The sequence below is a fragment of the Allopontixanthobacter confluentis genome (assembly GCF_009827615.1).
Classification (GTDB): Bacteria; Pseudomonadota; Alphaproteobacteria; order Sphingomonadales; family Sphingomonadaceae; genus Allopontixanthobacter; species Allopontixanthobacter confluentis.
This window is the reverse complement of sequence record NZ_WTYU01000002.1, coordinates 242,192-255,864: the sequence shown is the minus strand read 5'-3', so window position 1 is coordinate 255,864 and position 13,673 is coordinate 242,192. Positions and strand designations below refer to the sequence as shown.

The following is a 13,673-nucleotide window of genomic DNA, read 5'->3' as shown; positions in this document are numbered from 1 at the left end:
TTAACCGCCCGAGCTGAATAAAACTGGGGCACCGCGAGCCGCGTTAAGGCGGCTGCGGCAACATGAGAAGCGACTGCGCCGGGTGTTTCCCGTCCGATAGTCACCAAGAGGGAAAGATTTTCCTTGAACAACAACAATCGTAACAACAATCGTCGTCGCGGCCGTAGCAATAGTAATCGCCCACAAGGCGGTGGTGGCGGAAGCCAGCTTAACCGGATTGATAGCCGTGCGCGGGGCAATGCGCCGCAGCTGCTCGATAAATACAAGAAACTGGCCCAGGACGCGCAGCATAATGGCGACCGGGTCCAGGCCGAGTATTTTCTGCAATTCGCCGACCATTATTTTCGCGTCATAAATGACAACAAGGTCCGTCAGGATGAAGCCCGCGCCAAGCGGGACGATCAGGGCGACAATTCCGGCGATTCGCAGCAGGATAGCCGGGACGATGACAATCGCCGTTCGCGCCGCCCGCGCACCCGCCGCGAAGAAGACGATGATCGCTTCGACAATCGCAGCGACGACGACAGTTCGGACGACGATAATGATTCCCGGAACGATACCCGTAATGATGCGCGTAACGATGGCCGGAATGATGGCCGCCACGAGAATCGCAGCAATGAACGCTCCGGTCAGGACCGGCCCCGCGGCAATGGCCGCACGAATGTTCAGGCCAGTAGCCAGCAGCATGATCGGGACGACAGCCAGTCCGATGGCAGAAATTCAGCCTACTCGTCTGATGACAGCGATGACGCGCCAGCGCGCAAGCCGCGTGTGCGGGCAGAACCGCGCAAACCGCGCAAACCGCGCGAGGCCCGGCCTGCGGCGGAAGATTCCGGTGAAATCGATATTGCCGCCCTTCCGCCAGCAATCGGCAAGGCAAGCAGCGCAGAACCTGCGAAAAAGCTGACGCCGCGCCCCCGGCGCAAACGGACTGACGACAGCGAAGCATCCGAAGCTGTTGGCTGACATTCCAGACACAGCGCCCTTGGGCTGAAAGCGGGCTTCGCTGATGGAGCGTTTTTCCGGCTTCGCCCAAGGGATCAAGGCACGCCCGCGCCTCGCGGCTATCGTGCTTGGTCTTGCTGCGGCCACCGGCTTTCCGCCGCTTGGCCTGTGGCCCGTTACGCTGCTGGCGTTGGGCGGGTTGGTATGGCTGATCCGCACCGCGCCAACCATGCGCGCGGCGGCGTGGACCGGGTGGTTTTTCGGGGTGGCGCATTTCACCCTCGCCAATAACTGGATTGCGACCGCATTTACCTATCAGGCGGAAATGCCGCCGGTGCTGGGTTGGCTCGCAGTCCCCCTGGTCTCCCTCTATCTGGCCATTTACCCGGCCATGGCCTGTGCAGCAGGCTATCATGTGGCTCGGCGAACGACCTTTCTGGCCGGCGGGATCGGCTTTGCCGGTTGCTGGATTGTTGCCGAATGGCTGCGAAGCTGGGTTTTCACAGGCTATGCCTGGGATCCGATTGGCCTTGCCCTGCTCGGCGCGTGGGACCGGCCCGGCATCGCTGTGTTGCTGCCGTGGATGGGCACCTATGCCTTGTCCGGCCTCGCTATCGTGCTGGGCGCAGGGTTTGTCTTTCTGGTGCAGCAGCGGCGCGGGATTGCGGCGTTGCTATTGGCAGGGCTGGTCACCGCAGGAATGGTCTGGCCCGCACCGCCTGCAGCGCAGGGCACACTGAATTTCACGTTGGTCCAGCCGGATTTGCGGCAGGAAGAACTGGCCGATCCGTCCAGATATGAAGACCAGTTCCTGCGGCTTGCCGCGCTTTCGATGCCGCGCCATCCAGTTGCAAACAGGCTGGTGCTGTGGCCCGAATCAGGCGTGCCGGATTATCTGCGCGACGGGTATCCGCAGCGTTATTACGACAGTGCGACCGCGGGCGGCGATCCGCGCTTTGCCAGATTCCGGATTGGCCGCGCCATTGGCGCAGGCAGCCTTCTGCTGACCGGCGCGACTGATCTGGCGATTGAGAACGGGCGTGCGGTCGGCGCGTATAACACCATCACGGCGCTGGATTCAGCGGGCCAGATCGCGGGCAGTTACAGCAAGGCCCACCTGGTGCCTTACGGGGAATATCTGGCGCTGCGCTGGCTGCTGGAACCCCTTGGGGCATCCCGTCTGGTGGCAGGCACGATAGATTTCCTGCCCGGACCGGGGCCGCGCACGCTTGATCTGGGGCCGCTTGGCCAGGCAGGTATGCAGATTTGCTACGAAATCGTCTTTTCCGGACAAGTGGTGGACCCCCGCAACCGGCCCGATTACATTTTCAATCCGTCCAATGATGGCTGGTTTGGCAGTTGGGGTCCGCCCCAGCATCTGGGTCAGGCGCGGATGCGGGCGATCGAGGAAGGGCTGCCGGTCCTGCGGTCAACCACAACCGGCATCAGCGCGGTCATCGACGCCAACGGAGTGGTGCGATCATATATCGCCCGCCACCGGGCAGACCGGATTGACGGGCTGGTTCCGCCAGCAAAGCCGCCCACCCTGTTTGCCAGAACGGGCAATGCGCTGGCGTTGGGTTGGGCTTTTCTGGCACTTGTTGCGGCTCTTGCTGCATCGCCGGTTGCCACGCGATTGAGACGCCGCTAGTAAGCGGCAAGAAGACATAAAGAATTCTTTATATCTGGCTAATTCTTTCGAGCTGAGGTTCCATGCGCAACAATTACCTGTTCACTTCCGAAAGTGTCTCTGAAGGCCATCCGGACAAAGTTTCCGACCAGATTTCAGACGCCATCGTCGATCTTTTCCTGTCCAAGGACGCAGAAGCCCGCGTGGCCTGTGAAACCATGACAACCACGCAGCGCGTGGTTCTGGCTGGCGAAATTCGCTGCAAGGGCATTTATGAAGACGGAAAATGGGCCGATGGCGCCTTGGCGGAAATCGAAGCTGTGGTCCGCAAGACGGTCCGCGACATCGGCTATGAACAGGAAGGTTTCCACTGGGAAACGCTGACTTTCGAAAATAATCTGCACGGGCAGTCGTCTGAAATTGCCCAGGGCGTTGATGCCACGGGCAATAAGGATGAAGGCGCAGGCGATCAGGGCATCATGTTCGGTTTCGCGTGTGACGAAACGCCTGATCTGATGCCCGCCACGCTGGATTACAGTCACAAGATTCTGGAACGTATGGCCGCAGACCGCAAATCGGGCGCTGCGCCATTCCTCGAACCTGATGCCAAGAGCCAGGTGACGCTGCGTTTCGTGGATGGCAAACCGGCTGCGGCCACCGCCATCGTCGTCTCGACCCAGCATGCCAGGGGCTATCACGAAGGCGACAAGGAAGCCGAGCTGAAGGCATATGTTAAAGGCGTGGTGGCTGATGTGTTGCCCGCAGAGCTTCTGTCTGACGAAACTGTCTATCACATCAACCCGACCGGGGCGTTCGAAATTGGCGGCCCTGACGGGGATGCCGGCCTGACCGGACGCAAGATTATCGTCGATACATATGGCGGCGCGGCACCCCATGGCGGCGGTGCATTTTCGGGCAAGGATCCGACGAAGGTTGACCGTTCGGCAGCCTATATCACGCGCTATCTGGCCAAGAATATCGTCGCTGCCGGCCTGGCCAAACGCTGCACCATCCAGCTGGCCTATGCCATCGGCGTCAGCGAACCCCTTTCGCTTTATGTCGATACCCATGGCACAGCGGCAGAAGGCGTGACCGACGAAGCGCTGGAAGATGCCATCCGTTCGATCGAGGCATTGGGCGGCCTGACCCCGCGCGGCATCCGCACGCATCTGGGCCTGAACAAGCCGATCTATCGCAAGAGCGCGGCATACGGCCATTTCGGACGTATCGCGCAGGGCGATTATTTCCCTTGGGAAAAGACCAATCTGGTCGATGATCTGAAAGCTGCGATGGGCCGCTGATCCGCCAGCATTTCCATCAACCCAAACGACAAGGGCCCGCCATCTGGCGGGCCCTTTTTATTTTGCAGTGCCGCCAGTTCAGCTGACGTAGTTGGCCGTGGTTTTTGCCGCCAGTTCGTCCGCCGTCACGCCCGGTGCCAGCTCAACCAGCCGGAAGGGGCTGGAATGATCAGGGCGTTGCAGCACGGCCAGGTCGCTCACGATCATGTCCACCACATTGCGGCCTGTCAGGGGCAAAGTACATTGCGGGATGAATTTGGGGCTGCCGTCCTTGGCGCAATGGTCCATCACCACGATGATTTTCTTGACGCCCGCGACCAGATCCATCGCGCCGCCCATGCCCTTGATCATCTTGCCGGGAATCATCCAGTTGGCAATATCGCCATCTTCGCTCACCTCCATCGCGCCAAGCACGGTCAGGTCGATATGGCCGCCACGGATCATGGCGAAGCTGGCCGCGCTGTCGAAATAGGCGCTGTTGGGCAGTTCGCTGATGGTCTGTTTGCCAGCATTGATCAGATCGGCATCGACATCTTCGTCAAAGGGGAAAGGCCCGATGCCCAACATGCCATTTTCCGATTGCAGCGTAACGTGGATGTCATCGGGGATATGGTTGGCCACCAGCGTCGGGATGCCAATACCCAGGTTTACGTAGAACCCGTCTTCCAACTCGCGTGCGGCGCGGGCTGCCATCTGGTCCCGGGTCCAGCCATGTTGCTGGGCATGCTGCTGGGTTCCTGTTGCCTGCGTCATCACGCATTCCCTCCATCGGTATGGTCACGCTCTGTCACGGTGCGAAATTCGATTTTCTTGTCATAGGGCGCGCCCACAACCAGGCGCTGCACATAGACGCCAGGCAAGTGGATACAGTCAGGATCGAGGCTGCCAACCGGCACAATCTCTTCCACTTCGACCACGCATATCTTGCCGCAGGTGGCAGCGGGCAGGTTGAAATTGCGGGCGGTCTTGCGGAGCACCAGATTGCCGGTTTCGTCCGCTTTCCATGCCTTTACGATGGCCAGATCAGCAAAAATGCCTTCCTCCAGTATATATTCCTCGCCGTGAAAATTCTTCACTTCCTTGCCTTCGGCGACCTGCGTGCCGACCCCGGTCTTGGTGTAAAAACCGGGAATGCCCGCGCCGCCTGCGCGCATGCGTTCGGCCAATGTCCCCTGCGGGCAGAATTCCACTTCCAACTCACCAGACAGGAACTGGCGTTCGAATTCCTTGTTTTCACCGACATAGGACGAAATCATTTTCTTCACCTGTTTGGTGCGCAACAGCTTGCCGATACCTTCATTGTCGATCCCGGCATTATTGCTGGCGAAAGTAAGGCCGGTTACACCGCTGTCGCGGATGGCGTCGAGCAGGCGTTCGGGAATTCCGCACAGGCCGAACCCGCCAGAAGCGACCAGCAGGCCATCGCGCAGCACGCCGTCGAGTGCAGATTTCGCATCGGGGTAAATCTTGTTCATGATATCTCCTGAAAGGCGCCAAATCCTTACTGCGGCAATGGCGGCGTGTCACCCTGTGTGGCGGCGCCAAACAGCAGCCACCAGATAATTTTCATGGATCTGATGCGATCAGCGATACAGGACTGGGCGCTTTGCCAGCGCGCCTTTAAAATCGGCGGACTCGATTCGCACTGTTCCACATACCGGGCAGCCTCTAATAATGATGCAATGCACAAAAATTTCTGCTGCACCGGCGAATATCTGAACGCGCGGGCAACACTGCCTTCACTAAACCAATGCAAATAAACATTTTATTTAGCGTGTTGCATAATACGCAACTCACGATGAGTTTTTCGCACTTGCACAATTTTCACGCCACCCTCATATCAGCCGTGCCTTTTAGGCATCCTCTCCCAAAACTTTCCAGGCCCGGTCGGTAACGACCGGGCCTTTTTTCTGTCTGGTTTCAGGGGATTTTCCGGCTGCGTTTGCTTGCGCCAGTCCGCCGGTTTGGCGGCGATTGCCTCCCTGCCCATTTGCATCATGGCCGCAGGCTTCCTAGCTATGGGCTTCAATGATCTCATAATCTCAGGAGCAAGCAGCACATGGCTGATGCTGAAGCGGCAGTAGAACTCAAGCAAGTCCGGTTACAGGTTGCCGCAGCCCGGCAGGAAGAAAGCGGTCAGGGCATCGCGCGTCTGCCCCGTTCGGCATTCCAGGCGCTGGGCATTACCGAAGGCGATGTTGTCGAAATTTCGGGAAAGCGCAGCACCCCGGCCATTGCGATGTCGGCCTATGATGAAGACCAGTCGCTGGAGATTGTCCGGCTCGACGGGCTTCAGCGCGGCAATGCCGAAGTCGGCTCGGGCGAGCACGTGACGATCACGGTGGCGCAGTCGCGCCCTGCCACGCGCGTGGTTTTTGCACCGGCGCAGCGCGAAATGCGCTTGCAGGGCCCGACGCAGGCGCTGAAGCGCAACTTCTTTGGCAAACCGGTGGTCGCTGGCGATCTGGTGGCCACAACCGGGCAGCAGCCCGTGCAGAACATGCCGGCTGAAGTGCAGCGCATGTTCAACACCCCTGCCTATGCGCTGACGCAAATCCGCCTGACAGTGGTGTCCACTGCGCCCAAGGGCATTGTTCATATCGACGAAAACACCGAAGTCGAATTGCGCGCCGAGTTTGAAGAGCCGCGCGATGGCCGCGCCGTGGTCAATTATGACGATGTTGGCGGCATGGGCGAAACAATCGAGCAGCTGCGCGAAATGGTCGAACTGCCGCTGCGTTACCCTGAATTGTTCACGCGGCTGGGCGTTGATCCGCCCAAGGGCGTTTTGCTGCATGGCCCGCCGGGCACCGGCAAGACGCGTCTGGCGCAGGCAGTCGCCAATGAAAGCGATGCAGAGTTTTTCACCATTAATGGTCCCGAAATCATGGGGTCGGGTTATGGCGAAAGCGAAAAGAAGCTGCGCGAGGTGTTTGAAGAAGCCACCCGCGTTGCCCCTTCGATCATCTTCATTGATGAAATCGATTCCATCGCGCCCAAACGCACGCAAGTTCCGGGCGAGGCTGAAAAGCGGCTGGTGGCGCAGCTGCTGACCTTGATGGATGGCCTGGAAGCTCGCGCCAATCTGGTGGTGATTGCTGCCACCAACCGGCCTGATGCGATTGACGAAGCCCTGCGCCGGCCGGGCAGGTTCGACCGCGAGATCGTGATCGGCGTGCCTGATGTAAAAGGCCGCCGCGAAATTCTGGCGATCCATACGCGCGGCATGCCGCTGGGCGACAAGGTTGATCTGGCAGAACTGGCGCGTGTGACGCATGGTTTTGTCGGCGCGGATATTGCTGCGCTGGCCCGGGAAGCGGCGATTGATGCGGTGCGCGGCATCATGCACAAGATTGATCTTGATGAACGCACCGTTCCGCCAGAAGTGTTGGAAGAACTGAGCGTTACCCGCGAAGATTTCCTGTCGGCGCTGAAGCGCGTGAAGCCATCGGCCATGCGCGAAGTGATGGTGCAGACACCCACGGTGGGCTGGGAAGATATTGGCGGCGTGGACGAATCGGTCAGAAAGCTGCGCGAAGGCATCGAATTGCCGTTGAAAAACGAAGAAGCCTTCCGCCGGCTGGGTATCCGTCCGGCCAAGGGTTTCCTCCTTTACGGCCCGCCCGGAACCGGCAAGACCTTGCTGGCAAAAGCGGTGGCCAAGGAAGCGGAAGCCAATTTCATTTCCATGAAAAGCTCCGATCTTCTGTCCAAATGGTATGGCGAAAGCGAACAGCAGATTGCCCGGATGTTTGCCCGTGCGCGGTCGGTTGCGCCGTGCGTCATCTTCATCGACGAGATTGACAGCCTGGTGCCTGCGCGCGGGTCCGGACAGGGCGAGCCGCAAGTCACCGGGCGCGTGGTCAATACGATCCTGGCCGAGATGGACGGGCTGGAGGAATTACAGTCCGTCGTGGTCATCGGCGCGACCAACCGGCCCAATCTGGTTGATCCCGCCTTGCTTCGTCCGGGAAGGTTCGATGAACTGATTTATGTCGGCACGCCGGATCAGGCAGGGCGCGAGCATATCCTGGGGATTCATGCCCGCAATATGCCGTTGGCAGATGATGTGAAACTGGATGACGTTGCAGCCAAGACCGAACGGTTTACCGGCGCGGACCTCGAAGATGTGGTTCGCCGTGCCGGTCTCAACGCGCTGCGCCGCGCAGGGGGCGATGTGAAGGAAGTGACCGCGGCTGATTTTGCCGAGGCACTGGAAGATTCGCGCGCCACCGTTACGGCCAAGATGGAAGAGGAATATAAATCCATGCAGGGCGAACTCAAGAAACGCGCTGCAGAAGTGAACCCGATCGGCTTTGTCTATGAAGGGATGATCGAGTCCACCCGTACCAAGAAGCACACGTGACGAACTAGCAGATTACATCACTGCGCGCTCATTCGCTGCCTGCACTTCCAGCCGGTGACGGATGAGCGCGCCGGGCATTTCTGTCCGCAGCCATCCAATCATATGTTCGCGCACTGCACAGCGCAGCGCAAACAGATCGCCAATCGTGTGCGAACTCATGGCAAGGCGCAGTTCCACGCTTTCAGGATGCGCTTCGGTCATCACCATCGCAGCGGTGCGCTGGTCCCATAAATCATGCGTTGCCACGAACCGTTCGAATTCTGCACGCACGGGCCCGATGTCAGTGGCAGGATCCAGATGCAGGAATACCGGGCCGGTCAGCATTTCGCTCTGCCGCGACCAGTTTTCGAAACTATGGTCCAGAAACGCCGCGGTCGGCACCACAATCGCGCGCTCATCCCAGGTGCGGACGATGACAAAACTCATGCGGATTTCTTCCACCCGCCCGGTATGGCCTTCCACCACCACCAGATCGCCCAGCCGCAAGGGTTCGGTAATGGCCATCTGCATCCCGGCGATCAGGGATTTGAGCGCGGGCTGCGCGGCCGCACCCACTGCCAATGCGGCAAGGCCCGCCGATGCCATCAGCGTCACGCCCACGTCGCGCACGCCGGGAATGGCCAGCAGCATCAGGCCCACAGTTACCAGAACGATGGCAAAGGTGGCGGCGCGGGACAGAATGGAAATGCGGGTTCTGCGGCTGCGCGCTGCAACCGGGTCTTCAGATGATTCGGTCTGATATTCCAGCGCCTGGGCAAAAGCGCGCAGGATCGACAGCGTCATCCAGCCCATCAGCGCAGGCACGACAAAACTGGCCGCTACATTCCAGATATCGGCGACATAGGGGTTGGCCTTTGCCAGCAGCGAAATACCGATAGCGACAAAGGACCAGCGGGCGGGGCGCAATAATCTGTCATAGACCATGCCGTCTACTGGCGTTGATGACATGCTGGAAAGCCGGCTGAATATGGCAAATAGCACACGGTGCAGGATCAGGGCTGCGATGACCGTTACCGCCAGTTCGGCAGCCGAAATTGCCAGTTCTGTCCACGCGATTTCGGTGTTTTTGGGGAAATATCTGTCAATCATGCGGCGGCACTATTGCTTGCCATGCCGACTGGCAAGGCTGGCTTGAGTGCTAGCCCTGAACGCTGGCCTTTAACGCTGGCCCCTTATTGCTCCAGCGGGAAATCGATTTTCACGTTCACGCCATCTGCAGAAAACTGGCGATCGATATTGCCGCGTAGCTGGCGCGACGCGCTCACCATCAGCATGCTGCCGAACCCTTTGCGCTGCGGTGTCTGATCTTCCACCAGACAGGCTTCATGCCAGTCGATGACAATGTTTTCACCATCATGGTGCCATTTCACTGTCAGCAAGCCTTCGCTGCACCACGCACCATATTTGACCGCATTTGTGGTAAGTTCATGCAGCACCAGCCCCAGAGGGGTAACCTGCCGGGCTGGCAGCATGATGTCCGGCCCATCAAGATCAGCGCGCATCTTGGATGACCGGTAAGGCGCCAGTGTCGTCTCGATCAGTTTGCCAAGCGACGCAACCGGCTTGTCCAATGTGCCTTGGGTCACTTCATGCGCGGTCAGCAAGGCGTGAATACGTTCTGCGATGCGTTCGACCACCGGTTTGGCTTCGGGGTTGTCACGCGCGCTCATCCGGACGATGGCCAGAATGACGGCGAACAGGTTCTTGACCCGGTGGTTCAGTTCCTTGGCCAGCAGATCGGCACGGTCCCGTGCTTCACCAAGCTCCACTGCCTGCTGCGCTTTCACTTCGGCTTGCGCCGCACGCACCGCCAGCCGGTAACCGATTACAAGAGCGATTATCAGCAGCAGCATCACCCCTGTCAGCAAGGGCAGAACCTGCGCTTCTGCGCGGGCTGTGTCATTGGCAGCCGTGGTCAGGATCCGGTTTTCTATCTGCTCCATTTCGCGGGCGGCGCGCCGCAGCCGGTTCATCAATAACTGGCCTTCGTCAGACAGAACCCGCGTTTTGGCATCCAACAGCTGTCCCTGCTTCGTCAGTTCCACCGTTTCATCCAGTTCGGCGAATTTGGCTTCCAGCAGGGTCTCGATTTCATCCAGCAATTCGGCCTGCCGCGGCGTGGCATCATCGCCCACCAGATTTTTCAGCCGCACCATGGCAGGGCCATATTGCGCCTTGCCCGTTTCAAACGGTTCAAGATAACGCCGGTCAAGCGTGAGCAGATAGCCGCGCTGGCCGGTTTCGGCATTGAGCGCCGACCGCGTCACATTGCGCAATTCCAGCAATATTTCGCTGGTCTGACGCACCTGCGCCCGTTCACTTCGTTCTGCCTCAATCGTGCGAAAAACAAAGATAAGCCCAAGCAGAAGCGCCGCCGAAACAAGGCCGAGAATGAGGAAATTGGTCCATTTCAGGGGCCGGTCACCCGCCAGCAGGCGAAGCGGGTTTATGGATGATGTAGTCAGTGTGCCGCCCCCCAACTTGGCCCGCTGCCTATTTCGATGCCCAGCGGAACGTCGAGAATTATGGCGGGCCGGGCTGCATTTGCCATGACGCTTTCAATCACCGGCTTTGCTGCCTCCACGTCACCTTCCGGCAATTCGAACACCAGTTCGTCATGCACTTGCAGCAGCATGCGGACATGGCCAAGGCTTGCTTCGCGAAGGGCAGGCAGCATCCGCACCATGGCGCGTTTGATGATATCTGCGCTGGTCCCCTGGATGGGCGCATTGATGGCCGCGCGTTCGCTGCCCTGCCGTTCGTTGGGGTTTTTCGAATTGATCCGCGGAAACCAGGTTTTCCGGCCGAACAGCGTTTCTGAATAGCCTTTTTCGCGCACAGTCTCCAGCGTTGCCACGATGTAGCGCTGGATGCCGGGGAAGCGCTGGAAATAGGTGTCGATCATGGCCTGCGCCTGATCGGGTTCCACCCCCAGCCTGCCGGCAAGACCCCAGCGCGAAATGCCGTATAATATGGCAAAATTGATGGTTTTTGCCTGCGCCCGCGTTTCGCGGTCCACCGTGCCGAACAGTTCTTCAGCCGTGCGGGAATGGATATCCTGCCCGGCTGCAAATGCGTCTTTCAAGGCAGGCACATCGGCCATATGCGCTGCCAGCCGCAATTCGATTTGGCTGTAATCGGCTGCCAGCAGGACATTACCCGGCTCTGCCACGAAGGATTCGCGAATTTGGCGGCCCAGGGCAGTGCGGATGGGGATATTCTGCAAATTGGGATCGGTGGATGACAAGCGGCCTGTTTGCGCGCCCACCAGAGAATAGCTGGTATGGACCCGGCCAGTGGCCGGGTTGATGGCTGCCTGCAAGGCATCGGTATAGGTGGATTTCAGCTTGGAAAGCTGCCGCCATTCCAGCACTTTGGTGGCGATGGGCGCGCCTTGTTCATCCAGCTTTTCCAGCATGGCCTGATCGGTGGAATACTGGCCGCTCTTGCCCTTGCGCCCGCCTTTGTAACCCATTTTCTCAAACAGTACATCGCCCAGCTGTTTCGGGCTGCCGATGGTGAATTCACAATCGGCGATGGTGTGTATCTGTTTTTCCAGGCTGCCTATTTCGGCGGCAAATTCCTTTGACAATTTGGCCAGGCTGGCCCGGTCAACCTTGATGCCTTCGCGCTCCATCCCGGCCACCACCGGTATCAGCGGGCGATCGACACGTTCGTAGATACGTGTGCCGCCTTCTGTCACCAGGCGCGGCTTGAGGTGCTGATACAAACGCCATGTCACATCGGCATCTTCAGCCGCATATTGAGTGGCCCGGTCCAGCGGCACTTCGCCAAAACTGATGGCCTTCTTGCCCGTGCCGCATACTTCCTTGAAAGTCAGCGGCGTATGCCCAAGATGGCGGACGGACAATTCGTCCATCCCGTGCCCGCCGCCGATACCATCGAGCGAGCGGCCTGCATCCAGATCGAAACTGATGATCATCGTGTCATCAACCGGCGCAATATCCACGCCATAACGGGCAAGGACATTCAGATCATATTTGATGTTCTGGCCAATCTTGATGACAGCATCGCTTTCCAGCAGCGGTTTCAATGCGGCCAGCGCCGCTGCGCGATCAATCTGCTGCGGCTTGTCTGACAGCAGATCATGCCCGCCATGTGCCAGCGGGATATAACAGGCATCATTCGGCCCCAGGCCCAGGCTGATGCCGACCAGCTGTGCCTGCATGGCGTCCAGGGCGCTGGTTTCTGTGTCCACCGCCACTTCGCGCAAGGCAAAGGCACGTTCTATCCATTGCTCCAGCGTCGCCATGTCAGTCACGCAAATATAAGCGCTGCGGTCGATGGCAGGCATTTCGGGCACGCGCTGGTCGGGCACGGGCTGGCTGGATCCGGCAGCGGCATTGGCTCCGACGTTTGCCTTCTTGGCCGGGTTGAGATCGTTGGGGCGGTCCGGGCTGCCGGAACCTGCGCCCAGCCGCCGCAGCAGGCTGGAAAAGCCATGCGTTTCCAGAAATGCAGCCAGCGGTTCAGGCGGCACCCCGTCGAGCAGGAAATCGTCAAGCGGCAGGGGCAGGTCGCAATCTTCCTTCAGCGTGACGAGGACACGGCTGAGTTCCGCCATCTCGCGCTGTTCGATCAGGCGTTCTTTCAGCTTGGACGTCTTCATGCCTGCCGCAGCGTCAAGCGCGCCTGCCAGATCGCCGTAATCCTGAATAAGCTTGGTCGCGGTTTTGGGGCCGACGCCGTAAATGCCGGGAATATTGTCCACCGAATCGCCCATCAGCGCGAGGACATCGCCAACCTTTTCAGGCGGCACACCGAATTTCTCCTCCACTTCGGGAATACCGATGCGGGCGTTTTTCATGGTATCCAGCATGTCGATACAGCCACCTGTCTCGCCGCATCTACCCACCAGCTGCATCAGATCCTTGTCCGACGATACGATGGTGACATCCCAGCCGCGGGCGGTGGCTGCGCGGGCGTAGGATGCGATAAGGTCGTCTGCTTCCAGGCCCTGTTCCTCGATACAGGGCAGGCTGAAAGCGCGGGTCGCATCGCGGATCAGCGGAAATTGCGGCAGCAGATCTTCCGGCGGCGGCGGCCGGTTGGCCTTGTATTCCGGGTAAATATCGTTGCGGAAGGAATGGCTCGACTTGTCGAGAATGACCGCCAGATGGGTCGGCCCGTTGGCCTTGTCCAGGTCTTCCGCCAGTTTCCACAGCATGGTCGTATAGCCATAAACCGCGCCCACCGGCGTGCCTTCCGGGTTCGTCAGCGGCGGCAGTCGGTGATAGGCCCGGAAGATATAGGCGGAGCCATCGACCAGATAGAGGTGCTTTTTGTCGGACATAAAGCTGCTGTTAGCAGTGCAAAGCGGCAAGGTCAGCCAAGATCGTATGACTTTTTCTGTCATTAAATGTGGCGGAATTTGGCCAATCCGGGCAAAATTAAGGCAGAAAAATGGCGA

Annotated in this window: 9 protein-coding genes; 4 read left to right on the top strand and 5 right to left on the bottom strand. The window is 59.3% G+C overall.

Annotated elements, in window-relative coordinates; all coding sequences use genetic code 11:
* Positions 1 to 123: 123 nt before the first annotated feature.
* From GRI44_RS09490 to metK, 3 genes are all read left to right on the top strand, one after another.
* Positions 124 to 966, top strand: a complete 843-nt coding sequence (locus GRI44_RS09490; protein WP_202386294.1) for a DUF4167 domain-containing protein — start codon at positions 124 to 126, stop codon at positions 964 to 966.
* Positions 967 to 1,009: 43 nt separating this feature from the next.
* Complete coding sequence (gene lnt, locus GRI44_RS09485; protein WP_160601573.1) at positions 1,010 to 2,596, top strand: apolipoprotein N-acyltransferase; 1,587 nt, start codon at positions 1,010 to 1,012, stop codon at positions 2,594 to 2,596.
* Between the two features lie 62 nt (positions 2,597 to 2,658).
* The gene (gene metK / locus GRI44_RS09480) at positions 2,659 to 3,876 is read left to right on the top strand and encodes a methionine adenosyltransferase (RefSeq protein ID WP_160601572.1); all 1,218 of its coding nucleotides are present in this window, start codon (positions 2,659 to 2,661) and stop codon (positions 3,874 to 3,876) included.
* Positions 3,877 to 3,954: 78 nt separating this feature from the next.
* Here the strand turns inward: metK and GRI44_RS09475 are convergent, their stop codons facing one another.
* Positions 3,955 to 4,629: a CoA transferase subunit B gene (locus GRI44_RS09475; protein ID WP_160601571.1), complete on the bottom strand. Its 675-nt coding sequence runs from the start codon at positions 4,627 to 4,629 to the stop codon at positions 3,955 to 3,957.
* The gene (locus GRI44_RS09470; RefSeq protein ID WP_160601570.1) at positions 4,629 to 5,351 is read right to left on the bottom strand and encodes a CoA transferase subunit A; all 723 of its coding nucleotides are present in this window, start codon (positions 5,349 to 5,351) and stop codon (positions 4,629 to 4,631) included. The genes GRI44_RS09475 and GRI44_RS09470 overlap by 1 nt, the downstream gene beginning before the upstream one ends.
* A gap of 584 nt (positions 5,352 to 5,935) precedes the next feature.
* Here GRI44_RS09470 and GRI44_RS09465 point away from each other — a divergent pair.
* Complete coding sequence (locus tag GRI44_RS09465; RefSeq protein WP_160601569.1) at positions 5,936 to 8,242, top strand: CDC48 family AAA ATPase; 2,307 nt, start codon at positions 5,936 to 5,938, stop codon at positions 8,240 to 8,242.
* Between the two features lie 12 nt (positions 8,243 to 8,254).
* On the opposite strand, the gene GRI44_RS09460 is transcribed toward GRI44_RS09465, so the two are convergent.
* From GRI44_RS09460 to polA, 3 genes are all read right to left on the bottom strand, one after another.
* Positions 8,255 to 9,331: a mechanosensitive ion channel family protein gene (locus GRI44_RS09460; protein ID WP_160601568.1), complete on the bottom strand. Its 1,077-nt coding sequence runs from the start codon at positions 9,329 to 9,331 to the stop codon at positions 8,255 to 8,257.
* Between the two features lie 83 nt (positions 9,332 to 9,414).
* On the bottom strand, positions 9,415 to 10,722 hold the full coding sequence (locus tag GRI44_RS09455; protein WP_160601567.1) for a CHASE3 domain-containing protein: 1,308 nt from the start codon (positions 10,720 to 10,722) through the stop codon (positions 9,415 to 9,417).
* Positions 10,704 to 13,556, bottom strand: a complete 2,853-nt coding sequence (polA, locus tag GRI44_RS09450; RefSeq protein WP_160601566.1) for a DNA polymerase I — start codon at positions 13,554 to 13,556, stop codon at positions 10,704 to 10,706. The genes GRI44_RS09455 and polA overlap by 19 nt, the downstream gene beginning before the upstream one ends.
* Between the last annotated feature and the right edge of the window lie 117 nt (positions 13,557 to 13,673).

What these genes read in the sequence shown, in the direction of transcription:
- lnt (WP_160601573.1), top strand. Translation starts at nt 1,010, where the DNA reads ATGGAGCGTTTTTCCGGCTTCGCCCAAGGGATCAAGGCACGCCCGCGC.
- metK (WP_160601572.1), top strand. Translation starts at nt 2,659, where the DNA reads ATGCGCAACAATTACCTGTTCACTTCCGAAAGTGTCTCTGAAGGCCAT.
- GRI44_RS09475 (WP_160601571.1), bottom strand. Translation starts at nt 4,629, where the DNA reads ATGACGCAGGCAACAGGAACCCAGCAGCATGCCCAGCAACATGGCTGG.
- GRI44_RS09470 (WP_160601570.1), bottom strand. Translation starts at nt 5,351, where the DNA reads ATGAACAAGATTTACCCCGATGCGAAATCTGCACTCGACGGCGTGCTG.
- GRI44_RS09465 (WP_160601569.1), top strand. Translation starts at nt 5,936, where the DNA reads ATGGCTGATGCTGAAGCGGCAGTAGAACTCAAGCAAGTCCGGTTACAG.
- GRI44_RS09460 (WP_160601568.1), bottom strand. Translation starts at nt 9,331, where the DNA reads ATGATTGACAGATATTTCCCCAAAAACACCGAAATCGCGTGGACAGAA.
- polA (WP_160601566.1), bottom strand. Translation starts at nt 13,556, where the DNA reads ATGTCCGACAAAAAGCACCTCTATCTGGTCGATGGCTCCGCCTATATC.